Origin of the sequence: Pantoea sp. S62 (assembly GCF_016658625.1) — a bacterium.
GTDB classification, from domain to species: Bacteria; Pseudomonadota; Gammaproteobacteria; order Enterobacterales; family Enterobacteriaceae; genus Pantoea; species Pantoea vagans.
This window is the reverse complement of record NZ_JACVVI010000003.1, coordinates 400,715-415,305: the sequence shown is the minus strand read 5'-3', so window position 1 is coordinate 415,305 and position 14,591 is coordinate 400,715. Positions and strand designations below refer to the sequence as shown.

At 49.8% G+C, this 14,591-nt stretch carries 18 protein-coding genes and 1 pseudogene; 12 read left to right on the top strand and 7 right to left on the bottom strand.

Annotated features, from left to right (window positions below):
• Positions 1-14 precede the first annotated feature (14 nt).
• The 9 genes and pseudogenes from IBT54_RS25155 to IBT54_RS07030 all read left to right on the top strand — a co-directional run.
• Positions 15-855: pseudogene (locus tag IBT54_RS25155) on the top strand (DUF1073 domain-containing protein); the annotation flags it as partial.
• Positions 829-1,065, top strand: coding sequence for an Ig domain-containing protein (locus IBT54_RS25150; protein ID WP_370585065.1), 237 nt, complete (start codon positions 829-831; stop codon positions 1,063-1,065). The pseudogene IBT54_RS25155 and the gene IBT54_RS25150, both read left to right, overlap by 27 nt.
• Before the next feature lie 49 nt (positions 1,066-1,114).
• On the top strand, positions 1,115-1,873 hold the full coding sequence (locus tag IBT54_RS07060; RefSeq protein WP_201251881.1) for a DUF6246 family protein: 759 nt from the start codon (positions 1,115-1,117) through the stop codon (positions 1,871-1,873).
• A 187-nt stretch (positions 1,874-2,060) separates the two neighbouring features.
• Entirely contained in the window at positions 2,061-2,633 is a 573-nt protein-coding gene (locus tag IBT54_RS07055; protein ID WP_201251880.1) for a hypothetical protein, read from the top strand.
• 83 nt (positions 2,634-2,716) lie between these two features.
• Complete coding sequence (locus IBT54_RS07050; RefSeq protein WP_236263035.1) at positions 2,717-3,091, top strand: type II toxin-antitoxin system YafO family toxin; 375 nt, start codon at positions 2,717-2,719, stop codon at positions 3,089-3,091.
• Positions 3,092-3,184: 93 nt separating this feature from the next.
• Entirely contained in the window at positions 3,185-3,580 is a 396-nt protein-coding gene (locus IBT54_RS07045) for a zinc ribbon domain-containing protein (protein ID WP_236263034.1), read from the top strand.
• Positions 3,581-3,733: 153 nt separating this feature from the next.
• Entirely contained in the window at positions 3,734-4,045 is a 312-nt protein-coding gene (locus IBT54_RS07040) for a hypothetical protein (protein WP_201251878.1), read from the top strand.
• 68 nt (positions 4,046-4,113) lie between these two features.
• Positions 4,114-4,455 carry a hypothetical protein gene (locus IBT54_RS07035; protein WP_201251877.1) on the top strand — a complete coding sequence of 114 codons (342 nt, stop codon included), beginning with the start codon at positions 4,114-4,116 and terminating at the stop codon, positions 4,453-4,455.
• Positions 4,456-4,716: 261 nt separating this feature from the next.
• Positions 4,717-5,688: a hypothetical protein gene (locus IBT54_RS07030; protein ID WP_201251876.1), complete on the top strand. Its 972-nt coding sequence runs from the start codon at positions 4,717-4,719 to the stop codon at positions 5,686-5,688.
• Positions 5,689-6,290: 602 nt separating this feature from the next.
• Here IBT54_RS07030 and IBT54_RS07025 read toward each other — a convergent pair.
• Positions 6,291-6,755 carry a hypothetical protein gene (locus tag IBT54_RS07025; RefSeq protein WP_201251955.1) on the bottom strand — a complete coding sequence of 155 codons (465 nt, stop codon included), beginning with the start codon at positions 6,753-6,755 and terminating at the stop codon, positions 6,291-6,293.
• A gap of 1,008 nt (positions 6,756-7,763) precedes the next feature.
• Between IBT54_RS07025 and IBT54_RS07020 the strand changes: the two genes are divergently transcribed.
• The 3 genes from IBT54_RS07020 to IBT54_RS07010 all read left to right on the top strand — a co-directional run bounded on the left by IBT54_RS07020 (position 7,764) and on the right by IBT54_RS07010 (position 9,644).
• The gene (locus tag IBT54_RS07020) at positions 7,764-7,979 is read left to right on the top strand and encodes a hypothetical protein (protein WP_201251875.1); all 216 of its coding nucleotides are present in this window, start codon (positions 7,764-7,766) and stop codon (positions 7,977-7,979) included.
• A 289-nt stretch (positions 7,980-8,268) separates the two neighbouring features.
• A complete protein-coding gene (adhP, locus tag IBT54_RS07015; RefSeq protein ID WP_013358129.1) occupies positions 8,269-9,291 on the top strand; it encodes an alcohol dehydrogenase AdhP in 1,023 nt (340 codons plus the stop codon).
• A gap of 215 nt (positions 9,292-9,506) precedes the next feature.
• Positions 9,507-9,644: a hypothetical protein gene (locus IBT54_RS07010; protein ID WP_013358128.1), complete on the top strand. Its 138-nt coding sequence runs from the start codon at positions 9,507-9,509 to the stop codon at positions 9,642-9,644.
• A gap of 95 nt (positions 9,645-9,739) precedes the next feature.
• Here the strand turns inward: IBT54_RS07010 and IBT54_RS07005 are convergent, their stop codons facing one another.
• The 6 genes from IBT54_RS07005 to betA form a co-directional block, all read right to left on the bottom strand.
• Positions 9,740-9,925 carry a hypothetical protein gene (locus IBT54_RS07005; protein WP_013358127.1) on the bottom strand — a complete coding sequence of 62 codons (186 nt, stop codon included), beginning with the start codon at positions 9,923-9,925 and terminating at the stop codon, positions 9,740-9,742.
• Between the two features lie 116 nt (positions 9,926-10,041).
• Positions 10,042-10,302: a hypothetical protein gene (locus IBT54_RS07000; RefSeq protein ID WP_013358126.1), complete on the bottom strand. Its 261-nt coding sequence runs from the start codon at positions 10,300-10,302 to the stop codon at positions 10,042-10,044.
• 158 nt (positions 10,303-10,460) lie between these two features.
• Complete coding sequence (locus IBT54_RS06995; RefSeq protein ID WP_201251874.1) at positions 10,461-11,603, bottom strand: acyltransferase; 1,143 nt, start codon at positions 11,601-11,603, stop codon at positions 10,461-10,463.
• A gap of 200 nt (positions 11,604-11,803) precedes the next feature.
• Complete coding sequence (gene mdtI / locus IBT54_RS06990; RefSeq protein ID WP_095707087.1) at positions 11,804-12,133, bottom strand: multidrug/spermidine efflux SMR transporter subunit MdtI; 330 nt, start codon at positions 12,131-12,133, stop codon at positions 11,804-11,806.
• Positions 12,120-12,470 (bottom strand): multidrug/spermidine efflux SMR transporter subunit MdtJ, encoded by a 351-nt coding sequence (gene mdtJ / locus IBT54_RS06985; protein ID WP_013358123.1) that lies wholly within the window; start codon positions 12,468-12,470, stop codon positions 12,120-12,122. Before mdtJ ends, mdtI begins: the two co-directional genes overlap by 14 nt.
• A gap of 430 nt (positions 12,471-12,900) precedes the next feature.
• Entirely contained in the window at positions 12,901-14,583 is a 1,683-nt protein-coding gene (gene betA, locus IBT54_RS06980; protein WP_013358122.1) for a choline dehydrogenase, read from the bottom strand.
• Positions 14,584-14,591: the final 8 nt, after the last annotated feature.

The window sequence follows — 14,591 nt, the reverse complement described above, 5'->3', positions numbered from 1 at the left end:
CCAACGGACAAACCATGACTGACAAATTATCACTAGCCGTCAATCACGCGCTGAATGACGTCAGGCTTGCCCGCGCGCGCTATGGCATTCAACCCCGGCATGGGGCTGGATGCGAAACGTGAAAGTGCGTGGTGCGAATATGGCTTCAAAGATGAACTGACATTTGATGACCTGCACAAGCTCTATCGTCGTGGGGGTATCGCCCACGGCGCGGTGAATAAGCTGGTATCGAACTGCTGGAGAACGAACCCGCAAGTAATCGAGGGTGAGCAGTCTGACGATTCACGCGAGCTTACTGCTTGGGAGAAAGCCAGCAACCAAGTATTCACGCACCGATTCTGGCGTGCATTCGCTGAGGCCGACAAACGTAGATTGGTCGGTCGCTGGGCTGGCATTCTGCTGCACATCAGAGACAGCAGGAAATGGGACCAGCCAGCTGTAAAAGGAAAGGCGCTACAAAAGATTACACCGGTATGGGCCAGCGCGCTTAAAGTTGGCAGCCGTGATAATTCAGGTTCCATCACCATGTGGCAGTACACTGAATCGCTTACAGATGGCAGCACGGCGCAACGCAACATTCACCCCGATCGCGTCCTGATTATCGGAGACATGTCTGATGATGCTATTGGCTTCCTTGAGCCGGGGTCCAACGCCTGCGTCAGCCTGGAGAAAGTCGAAGGCGGTTCGGGCGAGTCATTCCTGAAGAATGCAGCTAGGCAGCAGAATATCAACTTCGATAAAGAGGTCGATTTCAACAATCTGGCATCAATGTATGGCGTGACAGTCGATGAACTGCAGGAGCGCTACAACGAGGCTGCCGGCGTCACCGTGACCCCAGCTACGGCAAGTCTGGCAGTTGGCGCTACACGTCAGCTTACCGGCACTGTACAGCCTACTGATGCAACTGACCGCACCGGCACCTGGACGACTTCGGATGCGACGAAAGCGACCGTCAGCAGCACCGGCCTGGTCACGGCGGTAGCGGCAGGCTCAGCAACCATTACCTTCAGGTCGAATGACGGCAACTTTACCGGCTCTACGGCTGTAACGGTTACTGCTTCGTAACCATTCCAAAGAGCTGCATTCAGCCCTTGATAATGATTATGGAGGTTCAATGACGCCCTGGAAGGAAATAGGCGAGTGCCTGATTAGCTATGGTGACGATGAATATTTCTTCCGCCCATCCTTCACTGCGATGTCGCGCATCGGAGCGCCAGAGGAAATCGTTGAGGCGTTCTATGAGCTGCATAACGACGAAGCCACGCCGAGGCTGAAGGCGCTGGCAGATAACTATCAGGCCATCCCGGAGCATCAGCGCCGGTTTTATGCCGCCTACAGCGGCAGCGATATTGTGCCTGCCTTTGCGCTCAAGTGGCTTCTGTCTTCAGCATGCTCTAAAGCTGCGATATCCGCCGCAATGATTGTGCTGGCCGCCTGCTGTGACAGGGATGCCACTCCGCTGACTGGTGAGCTGGTGCCGGGTAAAACAGGGCGCCGCGCATTCGTCTATCGCCCCGGAGCAATGCCTGTAAGGGACATGGTGCTGATTGCTCAGTCCCTGATTCAGCATGGCATCATCGGTAAGGCAAAAGTCAGGAAACTGCAGCGCCATGAAGGTAGCAGCACATCATCTGATTTCAATGCCTTCGAGTACATCAGCGCAGCACGCACACACCTCGGCATGAGCAGGGATGAGGCGGAGCAGCTAACGATGACAGAGTTTCAGATGATGCTGGCTGCGAAGTATCCAGAGCAGAAAGGCTTCACGAAAGATGAGTATGACGCTGTTGCGGATGACTACTTGGCGCGGAGAAATAAAAAACTATCTGGCAATAGTAAAGATAAAAAAACTTTGGCCGAGAATGATACATAAGATGCCAAAAGACAACTCTATCGATAGTCTTAAATGGTTATCTATCGCTGAAAGGCATACATGCAACTTGCTCAAAAATGAGTAATGGTATTAAAATGAATACCGACAACCGAGTGTTGTGACAAGCCGAAGCCTTCATGCTTCGGCCTTTTTGTCAGAGGTACTCCTAGGAAGCAAGGAGCACGTTATGATTAAAAATCAAGTAGATAAGAGAAATATGCCATTTTTTGACGCATTCAGGACAACAGCTGCTATTGGATTGCTCATGCAGCAAACGGCAGCATTGCATTGCCCTGAAGGTCCGCAGCCTCATCCATCGTTTTACTCCTATCAGCAGCGAGCTGAGGATACATCGTGGAAGGTTAGACATGAGATGAAAGAGTCTCTGAGCTTTATCCAAGAGCTAACGGAGATGTTGCAGAAAGGTTACGGAATTCTTGCTAGTTCCACCGCTGAAAATCAGCCGTTCGTCATTAGAAAGTTAGACCCAGTACAAACGGATTTGATCGAACTTCAGTTGCGCGGCTTGGAAGGAGCCTTAAAAAATGCTTATATAGATTGCGCAGAAGTGGGAAAGGCCAAGCTACAGCCTTACTTGAAAACTATTGCTCAAGCTCGTTCTGCAGCATCTAAACTAAACCATCTAATAGCTCAGATGATTAAGCCTGTCGATACATTCGAAAGCTCCATCAGCATGGACGGCCTTAGAGCTTTAGCCCATCATGGAACAGAGGTTATGAATTCTGGTCGTTTTCATTGAGGTGAAAATTGCACGTTACTGTCGAATACAATGAAAGCAGCTACGGTTACTTTTTCGCGCCAGTTTTCGTGGAGTTTCCCTCTTTGAAGCAGTCTTTGCTAGATGACTTTGCAATTTACAAAGCTACTGGAAAATTGCCTAGCTATTTTGGCCGAGATACCGGTTACGATCGCCCTCCTGATATAAAGGATGCAGAGCTGATGCATCTACACCTTGCATTGGGTGCTAATTCTTTTAGCGCCCCACCAAAGAGCGCAAACCTTAGCGATCCCAAAACAGTTCAGTGGCATAGAACTTCTAATACAGCGCTTGTTTATTCGCAAAACCTTTATGACGAAAACAGATACTCTTTAATCGCATTGTTTCACCCCTTTGCGCACATGTCCGCAAATAACGATGATAGAATGCGAAGGCTAGCTCAGTACTCCCGTGATTTCCGTGAAATCATTCATTTCTAAACCCTCAAATTAACGAAATCTGCCAGTTTCTTGCTTCCTTTTGCATCACCTTGCCTTTAGGATTACTCCTATGAAACCTGATGGGGTAATTAAATGGAACTGTTGGTGATTTGTGCGATTCTTGGGTGTATACCTGCATCGATCGCAAAAGGCAAAGGTCGTAATTTCTTTGAATGGTGGATTTATGGGGCACTTCTTTTCATCGTTGCCCTAATTCATTCTTTATGCATAGGGAAAGACTACAAAGCCATTGCGCAATCTCAGATTAATGATGGTTTAGTTAAGTGCCCATTCTGTGCAGAACCAATCAAGCCTGAAGCCATTAAGTGTAAGCACTGTGGTAGTGATGTTGAAAGAACAGCTACGCAAGTAGCGAGCCCTTTTGATTCCAAATCTGACGGAACAAAAATAAGATTCGACCGCGTTCTAATTATATTAGGTGTGATTGTTGCTGTTGTCATTTTCATTGGTGTGACAGGAAATACTTAAAATCCTCAAACTCAGGGTCTGCCACCTTCAGCGACCCGCTCCGGCGGGTTTCTTGCTCATAGTCTTTGCAATACCGTAAATGATTGTAATAAAGATGAAGTTCATTTCCTGTTTGACGATATCGACATCGGTAGCAGTCTATAGGAGGAGTGGATGATGGTCAGCAAAGTAAAGCTAGTCATAGTCGGAGTGAGCATAATTTTTGGCATTCCATTAACAATGTCAGGTTTGCAACTGAAGGAAGGGATGTTTCTAAAGCAGATGGTGAATTGTCAGGAGGATGCTTCTAACAGCGTCATGTCACTTTTAGATCGTGACATCAACACCATCAGAGGGGGGGAGTTTAAGAACATTTCAAACGATCTCAAAACTTGTACTAAAGACATTAACCCAAGAATTGGCGTGGTGACTTTTATACGCAATGAGCACGAACGAAACGTCAAAGAAACGGCGGCTATCAAATAGTTGTATTGCTTCCCATTGCATCAGATCCGCTTTAGGATTATCGCCATACTTACTTATGGGGATAGGGAATGAGAAAGGTCAGAATTGCATGCGAATGCATCAGTCTTCCACAAGATGATTTATGGTTAGAAGTCATGATTGATGAAAAAGGGTACATTTGTTATCCGAAAGACTCTGACGATAATTTTGGTCGCGGCAATGTAAACTATTCGGGTGACGCAAGGCGCTATTCGTTCGGCATTTATTGGCTAGATGATGGTGTCGCTGGGACAGATTGGGATGACAAAAATGACAGAGCTTGTGAATTAGATATTTTAGATCGACGGTTAATTGTTGGTGAGACGTTTAAGTACGTTCAGGCTGGAGAACCATGGCAGTATAAGATTGCAGCTATCAGCACCGTAGCATGAAAGAAGCCCACTCAGGTAGGCTTTTGGCTATCTAATTCTCAGGCGGAATCGGTAACGCAGAAGCTGGAAGCTCTCAGAGCCAAGTCAGAGCAGGTTGGCGATACGACGAGGGAGCTGTCACGAGCGCAATCTATTCTGGCCGCTGAGCAGTCATTAGGGAAGGGCGCTACAGATGCACAGATAGAGCAGGCCGGGAGGTATGCGGCGAAGATTTGGGATCAGAACAACGCCCTTAAGCAACAGGCCCAAATAAAGCAGGGCATGAAGTTTGCTCAGCAGGAGATTGCCGCCTCTCAGATTATGCCGGATGCAGTTTCAGGAGCAGTAGAAAACCCTACCGCTCAGATTGACCTGCAGGAGCAGCAGAAGCTTGAGGCTTTAGCCAAGTATCAGGCTCTGGACGTGCAGAACGCGCAACTCTACGAGGATGCAAAAACAGCCATTCAGCGGCAGGCTGCCAATGCACGCCAGCAGATAGCGCAAAATGAAGCCAATATGCAGTCGCAGGCCATCTCTTCCATCATAGGTTCTGTTTCACAGGGCTTTGACGGACTGGCTAACTTAGCCGCAGGAGCGGCCGGTAAAAGCAGTGGCGCATATCAGTCCATGTTCGCTCTGAGTAAAGGATTTGCTGTTGCTCAGGCCGCGCTTAACCTGCAACTGGCAATCTCCCAAGCTATGGCAGATCCAACGGCTCTGACTCCCGCGCAAAAGTTCGCTAACTATGCTGCGATTGCCAGTGCTGGCGCATCACTCCTGACCAGTATTGGCAGCATCTCTATGGGTGGCGCTCGCGAGCACGGCGGACCCGTTAACGTCAGCAGCATGTACCGCGTAGGCGAGAGCGGCAAGCCTGAAATCTTCAAGGCCAGCAACGGCAGCCAGTACATGATCCCGGGTGATAACGGCTCGGTGAACGGTCAAATATTTATCAATGATGCCTTTATCAACTATGCCTCAATCACGCTTGCCAAGGTGGGCTCATGGTATTCGTCAAATTACGTTGCCGGACAGGCAGGGACAATCATGCGTTCCGACGGTTCATTTGAGCTAAACGCCTGCTGTACCTGTTGTTTTAGGCCTAAATTGATATATCATTGCAGAGATGTCAATCTCTCCCCAGAATCGCTGTATATCTTCATTAGCGACACCATATACATAATCAATAGTGAGGTCTTCATTGTATATTCTATCAATTTTAACGTCATAAAAAATTCCCGAGTAATACCTTAGTAACGAAAGATTGCTTTGGATGTTATAGTGAGCAATATTTCTGAGGGTAAAAATATCTACTTCTTCACTAAGTGTCATAATTGCAAGCACTTGGTTGTTCACTATTGAACATCTAAAAGAACCTTCACCGCCCCCGGAAAGCCCCATCTTCAAATTAAAATTATATGATAATTGGGCTCGCTCCGGTAACACCACTCCTACAAAAGTATATTTAAACTCCATAAACCGACCTCACTTAAATAAAATGTTTGTTGAAGTTTCCATTATGAATTAACTGTGAATTAGAAAGTACTCAAGACGATAAGCGACTTTTGAGATATCTCATATCCATTATGAGAAAGTTTCCTACAGGTTGATTCTCACTTCACAGGATACATGTTTGCACTCCTCGCGCGCAATGCTATCCCCGCGACGCCTGCCCGCTTTATGCATCGCTTTTCATGCATGTGCATGTGTTACCTCTCAACGCACCAGTACTTGCCTCACACGCACTTAGCGAGCCTATCTGGATTATGCGGACTCATGCAAGCATATGCACTTTGATGCAGAAGCAAAAAGCCACCTTAAAGGTGGCTAGAGAGCGGTAGGGAAGGGGCAACTAATCATTCTGCTTGGCAGTATATAGCGGCTTCGTAAATAGCTGTGTCGATTGTCCCTGCCATGTCGCTGATCATCGACAGAGCCATTTTTAATACATCTTCTTGGCAATTTGTGATCAGAGAATCATCGGCAATGAACTGAATACGTACAACCTTGATTGTATGACCTTTCCTCATACGCTCAGCTTCACCGTCGGACAGTGTTAACCTTAAAATCTCAAAGGAACTTTTTTTCAAAGCCTCCCTTTCTGTACACTGACTCAGTTCAGAGCGATATTTGCCCGGCTCAGGTTGCTCCTGCGCTGGCTTTTCTCTTAATCGCTTAAGAATCCTTCTACGTTCGGCCCGAGTAGAGGGATTTGTGAAATCAATAGCGGCTTCAGAGCTTCTTGGCTCAGTATAGTTAGTGACAGAACTCCAGGAGGATGCGGACGCGTCCTCAAATTCAAAAACCCAATTCAACGTCACGTATCGGAACGATCTTCGATTGCATAAGACGGGTTAAGATCTGGGTGTCGTCACCGACTTCAATTGCATAAACGGCCTTGATGCACACGGTTTCCTGCCGTACTCATTTTAGTCTTCGCTTGCCTGACACCAGGCGCGCACTGCCAGCTCGTCACGGCGTACAAACTGGCCTGCTTGGGCGTTAACGTATTTGGCCCCGTCTGAATGGATGTTCCTTCTGACATTCTGTATGCTTATAATTTATTGAAATCAAGATAACCCTTTCACTTTGTCAGGTAAATTAAGTGGATAACAACGAAGAAAAAAAAGATGCTTTAAATGAGATATTGAAAAAATGAAGCGTGTGTTTTTAAGGCTGATACAGTCTTCTTTCTATTTAGTACCTATTGCTGTCATTGTGGCAGGGTTGTATATATTTATCCGGTTTATTCCAGAATATGCTGCGTTTCTTAGCATAACATGGGTGATCGTCATTTCATGTGTGTATATAAAATACAATCGATGGTATTAGGTGTATGCAGGGATTTTTAGTAAGCCCATTTTAATTGGTAGTTATAAAAGCGTGAGGAAAGTAATTAGCTAATAGAAGGTTTTTTAGCTTCCATTTAGTTGATTAAATAAGCTGGATGTCTCGCATTGACAACTGCAAAGCGTATTTGTTAATCAGACTCTCAGTCATTTTTATATGCTCAAATATCAATCATTTTAATCAATAGTGCGCTGTCCTTATCCTTGTCTAAGCTCCAGTTAATGCTCAATGCCGCATACGCCAACCTGCCAGCAGAATCGCAGAAAATAGCCTTTTATTTCCCCATTTCATCCCCAAAATTGACCTCAATCAACCTCCCCCAACATCCTCCCTAAACCCCTTCTAACGTTTACCCACCGTATAAAAACCGGGACGTAACCTGCCCCAGTGATATTTAACCAGGGTCAGTTATGTTCATAAAAAAAGTTATTCCTTGTGTAATTCTAGCGCTGGAAAGTGCCGCAATGTCAGGTTGTGTGATGGCTGGTGGTGGTCATCACCGTGGCCCATCTTCTGACTGGCATCGTCATCATGAAAGCCAGCATAACAACACCAGCTGGAGCCATCACGCCGGGCCGGCTGCGCCCGCAAACAACGCTTCTCAGCATATGGGACCACCGCCAGCGCCGGATAGTGCCGCTCAGCATATGGGGCCGCCACCCGCTGACAGTGGCATCCACCGCTGGCACTCTTAAGAGACGTTTGAGCAATCAGTACGAAATCTTCTGAAGCGACTGGGGCTTAATCGCCCCTTTGAACGGGCAATGTTCACCTGACCAAATTGTTCAGTAAGCGCGCTTCATCTCTACCCGACAGAGAACGTAAGCCTGACGAAGCGTTGCCGCTAAACACAATCCCTAAAAAACCGACCCCACTCGCAAAAGTCACAACAACTCTCGCAGCAAGCACCCAAAGCTTACCTGTCATCTTGTCATCATCTCCGTTTGGATTATTCTTAATCTCCAGTCAAAAGGAGGAATGTTTATGAAAGCGGCAATTGCTAATAGTGAACACCAGGTTGAAGTGGTTGAGAAGACGCTGCGTCCTCTCAAAACCGGCGAAGCGCGGCTCAGGATGGAATGCTGTGGTGTATGCCATACCGATTTACATGTGAAGAACGGTGATTTTGGTGACAAGACCGGCGTCACGCTGGGTCATGAAGGGATCGGCATCGTTGAGGAGGTCGCGCCGGATGTCACCTCGCTCAAGCCGGGCGATCGCGCCAGCGTCGCCTGGTTCTTCAAGGGCTGCGGGCACTGTGAATATTGTAATTCCGGTAACGAAACGCTCTGCAGAGACGTCATCAATGCCGGTTATACCGCCGATGGCGGTATGGCTGAAGAGTGTATTGTTGTTGCTGACTACTCGGTTAAAGTTCCCGATGGGCTCGATCCTTTCGCCGCCAGTAGCGTCACCTGCGCCGGTGTCACTACGTACAAAGCGGTAAAAGTATCAGAGGTTAAACCGGGGCAGTGGCTGGCAATTTATGGCCTTGGCGGGCTGGGTAACCTGGCGCTGCAATATGCGAAAAACGTCTTCAATGCCAAAGTGATTGCGATTGATGTCAGTGACGGACAGCTGGCACTGGCGAAAGAGATGGGTGCCGATCTGGTCGTCAACTCTGCCAGCGAAGATGCGGCACGCTTTATTCAGGAGAAAACCGGTGGGGCGCATGCGGCTGTGGTTACAGCCGTCGCCAAAGCGGCCTTTAACTCGGCGGTGGATGCGGTCAGAGCCGGAGGTCGGGTCGTAGCAGTCGGATTGCCGCCGGAAGCGATGAGCCTGAATATCCCGCGACTGGTGCTCGATGGCATCCAGGTGGTGGGATCGCTGGTCGGAACGCGCAACGATCTGTCGGAAGCTTTCCAGTTTGCGGCAGAAGGCAAGGTGGTGCCTAAGGTAACTAAAAGGAAGATTGGTGAGGTCAATGCCATCTTCGATGAGATGATTCACGGCAAAATCCGCGGCAGGATGGTGATCGACTTTACCGGTCAGCCTGCCAGTTAGCACCCAACTGATCGTCACTAAGGCCCGCGCATTGCGGGCTTTTTTATGCCTGCAGCACCTGGTCCTGCCACGTGAAAGCCTTAACGCGTATTCTCCACAAACATTAATAAGCACGGCTTTATGTTTCATTATGTGATTTTCACTTGCACTTTACCGGTAACATTATAGTTTATGAGGTGAGGTCTTGATTACACACAACTGAAGGAGGGTTATTTATGGCGAAGCATCACTTACTTAAATCCATTGAAATTGCTGCAATTGTACTGTTTGTCCTGATACTGGCGTATCTGGCTGTGACCGGCCTGATGTCATCTATGGGCATGGATCACGCCTGGCCTTATCCCACTAAGTAACTGAAAGCCGCACCAGGGAAACTATAAGTATAATAAATAGAAAATGACCCTCAGACAGGGCAGAAAAACCCCGCTATCGCGAGGTTAATCAGAAGTTACACCAGACTTACCGACAGCAGCGTTAGCTCTTCAGTTTCCAGCGACAGGCTTTTTTTGGTTTCAAACATAAAGGCTTCAAGCGCCTCCTCAACATTGTCACCCTCAATAAAGGCGTGCGTCGTGACATGATTTTCACCTTTCGGCTTAATCACGTAGGAAACAAACCACTTCTTCTTTTCCATAATGCTCTTCCTCTTCTGAAAATGGTGATGCCGCGTGGCGGTAATGCATTAACAGGCCGTTTTCCCGCCGTGGCCTCAGCGGAACATGCCGTTAAAGGCAGCGTGGCCGACAAAGGCTAATCCAGCGGGGCAGGATGCAGCAGGTCAATCACGTCATCGATTTCATTACTGGCCGCATGGCGATCCAGGGCAACCGCATAGTAGCGTCCCTTACAGTAATGCTTTGTGACCGCCACCCGATGGCCGGTATCACTGTCAGCTTCACCGCCGCTCAGGGTCTGCAGATGGGGTGGGATAACCAGCTCGCTTTCGAGTTGTTCTGCTTCAATAATCACCGCGCCACCGTCACTGGATAGCAGCAGATGCTGAATGCTCATGTTCTCTCCTTTGCGTGAGATTGCTAACCGGGAAACTGTAGTTCACCTCAGCAGGCATGCTGGCGACGGCGCGTCATCAATGCCTGTGAAGGGCTGATAACGAGCGCCAGAGGCAAAAAAAGCCCCAATCAGGGGCTTAATCATGATTATTAGCGAACTTAGCTGGTCTGATCGGCCAGCTTCGGCTTCAGCACGCGCTTACCCATCTGAATGCCGGGCTTCTCAACATACTTATAGAGTAAAGAAGCCAGCGCATAGGTTACCGGGATAGCGGAAACGCAGATAATCAGGAAGCGTGTCATATCGCTCTTATACTCAATGTCGGTGTGAGTGAGCAGCAGGGCGATCCGCGGGATCACAATCAGCAGGTGCAGCAGATAGACTGAGAACGAGACGTCACCCAGCCAGGTGCTGAGGCGGTTGTTCAGCAGCTTACGCGGCAGGGCAATCAGCTGAGCCATCATGCTGCCCTGCGGGTATTGCCACAGAATTGCCGCCATACCGACGATCATCAGCGCCTCCATAATCACCTGCAGCTTAATCGCGTCCATGCCAATCGCTACGGTGACGACCGGGCCAAGCAGCGCAAAGGCAACATAGAGCAGGGATTTACGGCGAATCGCTTCGGCCAGCAGCATTCCAGCCAGGAACATGTTCAGCTTAATCAGGATCATCGAAGGCATCTCAAACGCTTCATAATAATCGGCCAGCACATAGCGACCGGCGCAGCAGAGCGCCATGATGCCAATCAGCGAGGCGGCATAACCAAAGCGCAGCGTGACCAGCATGATGAACGGGAACAGCAGATAGAACTGCATCTCCAGCCCAATGCTCCAGTCTGGCAGCACGGTGTTAAACCCATACTCGGGCAGCATGCCGAACAGGAAGCTGAAGTGAGTCAGGATGTTTGCCAGTGACTGGTCGTTGTAACGCGACGACTCCGTGGCGGTGCCGGAATAGAAATGCGCAATGGTGTCACGCATCTCACCAAACCATGGGCCATAAATCAGGGCGATGATTAACAGCAGATAGTAGAGCGGGGCGATACGAAAGAAGCGGCGGATCCAGAACTTCTTAATCGTCTCCGCGCTCTGCCATGGCTCCTTCTGCTGGCGCTCGACGTAGTTTTTCGCCATCAGATAACCCGATAACAGAATAAACAGGTCGACCCCGATGCCCGGTGATGAAATCAGCGTGATGTGGCAATGAACCAGTAAGCTGATATGGCCAACCAGAACCCAGAGAGAGGCAATGCCGCGTAATCCTTCCAGCTCCGTTGACCAACCTCGTGTTGCAGACATAACTTTTCCTCGTTTTTATCCGGCTTTTGGCGCTCACTAAGCCTTAAGGCAAAAGATATGTAAACGGCCCTTTACAAAAGTAAGAGGATTCCGAGCACAGGAAAGAGAGAAAAATCAATCGGGAAAGGGAGGTAAAGCACAGTAAGTTAAGGGCGTGCAGTGACACACCCTTAACCTGGATTACTGATTGCGGGGATCCATCAGGCCAGCTTTAACAGGATCATACCGGCCAGCAGCAGGGTCAGACCCGCCCAGCCTTTGCGGTTCAGTCGCTGACCAAACAGCACCCATCCGGCCGCAACCGTGGCGATGATGCCAAAACCGCCCCAGACGGCATAGGCAATCGACAGATCGATACCTTTGACCGCCTGAGCCAGTGCGCTGAACGCGAGAAGGACACAGCAGAGTGACAGCACGCCGTGCAGCGGTTTCTTAAACCCGTCAGAATATTTAAGGAATATGTTGGCGGCAATCTCCAGCATGATCGCCAGCGCCAGCCAGGCGGCATGCACAAAATCAGCCATGACCATGATTAACCTCCGCTGATGATTGGGTGCCGGTCTTGATCAACACAATCCCGACGATCAGCGTCACCAGCCCGCAGATTTTCAGCGCGGACAGCGCTTCACCAAACAGCTGCACGCTGAATAAGGTAATCAGCATGATGCCGATACCTTCCCACAGGGCATAAGCCACGCCCAGCGCGATACGTTTGATGGCGAAACTCAGCAGAATATAGGAACAGGCAATCATGCCCAGCATCATCAGGTAGCCTGAATGGCTGCCATTAACGCTGGACCACTTCATGAAAAGGGTACCAATAATTTCAGTAACAATAGCGAGTGATAATAAAATCCAGGCGAACATGGATGCTCTCCAGCAACGATAAATGACGACCTGCCACAATACACGGGGCAGACTCAGAACAGTGTCGAAGTGGTGAGGGGACTACAGGGCGTTACGCCAGTGCTGATCGGCGACGTTCCAGCCAGAAAGGAAGGTGGGGGTAAGATGTGACATGAACATTCTGCTCATAAAATTTACAACGCATCCACATTATTGCTTCTCATCAGTGGACGGATAGTGCCTCCGGTTAAATACACGCCGGATTTATAGCATTCCGCACATCATGAAATCAACAGCAGATGCTGCTTTATTTGACGCAGGTTAAGGTTTGATGGTTTGAAAAAAAGAAGGCTATGTAAAAGGATGTATGGAAAAGGGGGGCCGTTAAACCCTGCATAAAAAAAGCCGGGCAACAGCGTGCCCGGCGATTGTTAAGTGACGCTGTCACTAATTACTCTGCGCGCTGCGGCACGGTGCGAACCGGCGCGTCACCCGCGACATAGTAAGAGGCAGTGCTGCGTGGCAACGGATCGCGTCCACGAATCTTATCGGCAATCTTCTCACCAATCATGATGGTGGTGGCGTTCAGATTACCGGTGATGATCAGCGGCATAATCGACGCATCCACCACGCGTAATCCCTGCAATCCATGCACACGTCCTTCGCCATCCACGACGGCCATCGGGTCATTACCCATCTTACAGGTGCCGCAAGGATGATAGGCGGTTTCGCCGTGGTTACGTACGAACTCATCCAGCTGCTCATCGGTCTGGCAATCCAGGCCCGGACTGATTTCACGGCCACGATACTTATCCAGCGCTGGCTGGTTGATGATCTGGCGCGTAATGCGGATTGCATCGCGGAACTCGTGCCAGTCCTGCTCATGTGACATGTAGTTAAACAGAATGGCCGGATGACGACGCGGATCGCGTGACTTCAGGCGCACATGACCGCGGCTTGGCGAACGCATTGAGCCGACGTGACACTGAAAACCGTGAGCATCTACGGCGTTTGACCCGTTATAGTTAATCGCCACCGGCAGGAAGTGATACTGAATGTTTGGCCAGGTGAACTCTTCGCGGCTGCGGATAAAGCCGCCTGCTTCAAACTGGTTGCTGGCGCCGATACCGGTGCCGTTAAACATCCACTCTGCACCGATCTTCGGCTGATTCCACCACTTCAGGGCAGGATAGATAGAAACCGGCTCTTTACATTCATACTGCAGATACATCTCCAGGTGGTCCTGCAGGTTTTCACCCACGCCCGGCAGGTCATGCACCAGCGGGATGTCGAACTGCTTCAGCAGCTCAGGCGAACCCACGCCAGAACGCTGCAGGATCTGTGGCGAGGCGATAGCACCCGCGCACAGCAGCACTTCACGGCGAGCGGTGACTTTGTTAATGGTGTTGCTGTCGCCCTGCAGATACTCCACGCCGACCGCGCGCTTACCGTCAAAGATGATGCGATCGGTGGTAGCATGCGTAATGATCTTCAGGTTAGTGCGGCCTTTGGCCATATCGAGATAGCCACGCGCGGTGCTGGAACGACGACCCTTTGGCGTCACGGTACGATCCATCGGACCGAAACCTTCCTGCTGGTAACCATTCAGGTCGTCGGTGCGCGGATAACCCGCCTGCACGCCTGCCTCAATCATCGCTTCAAACAGCACGTTATTGCCCGCTTTCGGTGTTGCAACGCACACCGGGCCATCGCCGCCGTGGAAGTCGTTCGGGCCGATATCACGGGTTTCCGCTTTACGGTAGTAGGGCAGGCAGTCCAGATAGCTCCAGTTCTCCAGTCCCGGCTCGCTGGCCCAGTTATCCAGATCCATCGCGTTGCCGCGGATGTAACACATGCCGTTAATCAGGGATGAACCGCCCAGACCTTTGCCGCGACCACACTCCATGCGGCGGTTGTTCATGTAAGGCTCTGGCTCGGTTTCATACGCCCAGTTATAGCGTTTTCCCTGCAGCGGGAAGGCAAGGGCCGCAGGCATCTGGGTGCGAAAATCAAAACGGTAATCCGGGCCGCCCGCTTCCAGCAACAGAACGCTCACATTGCTTTCTTCGGTCAGGCGGGTCGCCAGAACGTTTCCTGCGGATCCGGCTCCAATAATAATGTAATCAAATTCCATTCGTCGTT

Coding starts and splice junctions, on each gene's coding strand:
- mdtJ (WP_013358123.1), bottom strand. CDS start 12,470: ATGTTCGCCTGGATTTTATTATCACTCGCTATTGTTACTGAAATTATT.
- adhP (WP_013358129.1), top strand. CDS start 8,269: ATGAAAGCGGCAATTGCTAATAGTGAACACCAGGTTGAAGTGGTTGAG.
- IBT54_RS07030 (WP_201251876.1), top strand. CDS start 4,717: ATGAAGTTTGCTCAGCAGGAGATTGCCGCCTCTCAGATTATGCCGGAT.
- IBT54_RS07040 (WP_201251878.1), top strand. CDS start 3,734: ATGATGGTCAGCAAAGTAAAGCTAGTCATAGTCGGAGTGAGCATAATT.
- IBT54_RS07055 (WP_201251880.1), top strand. CDS start 2,061: ATGATTAAAAATCAAGTAGATAAGAGAAATATGCCATTTTTTGACGCA.
- IBT54_RS07035 (WP_201251877.1), top strand. CDS start 4,114: ATGAGAAAGGTCAGAATTGCATGCGAATGCATCAGTCTTCCACAAGAT.
- IBT54_RS07060 (WP_201251881.1), top strand. CDS start 1,115: ATGACGCCCTGGAAGGAAATAGGCGAGTGCCTGATTAGCTATGGTGAC.
- mdtI (WP_095707087.1), bottom strand. CDS start 12,133: ATGGTCATGGCTGATTTTGTGCATGCCGCCTGGCTGGCGCTGGCGATC.
- IBT54_RS06995 (WP_201251874.1), bottom strand. CDS start 11,603: ATGTCTGCAACACGAGGTTGGTCAACGGAGCTGGAAGGATTACGCGGC.
- IBT54_RS07000 (WP_013358126.1), bottom strand. CDS start 10,302: ATGAGCATTCAGCATCTGCTGCTATCCAGTGACGGTGGCGCGGTGATT.
- IBT54_RS07005 (WP_013358127.1), bottom strand. CDS start 9,925: ATGGAAAAGAAGAAGTGGTTTGTTTCCTACGTGATTAAGCCGAAAGGT.
- IBT54_RS07010 (WP_013358128.1), top strand. CDS start 9,507: ATGGCGAAGCATCACTTACTTAAATCCATTGAAATTGCTGCAATTGTA.
- betA (WP_013358122.1), bottom strand. CDS start 14,583: ATGGAATTTGATTACATTATTATTGGAGCCGGATCCGCAGGAAACGTT.
- IBT54_RS07020 (WP_201251875.1), top strand. CDS start 7,764: ATGGCTGGTGGTGGTCATCACCGTGGCCCATCTTCTGACTGGCATCGT.
- IBT54_RS07045 (WP_236263034.1), top strand. CDS start 3,185: ATGGAACTGTTGGTGATTTGTGCGATTCTTGGGTGTATACCTGCATCG.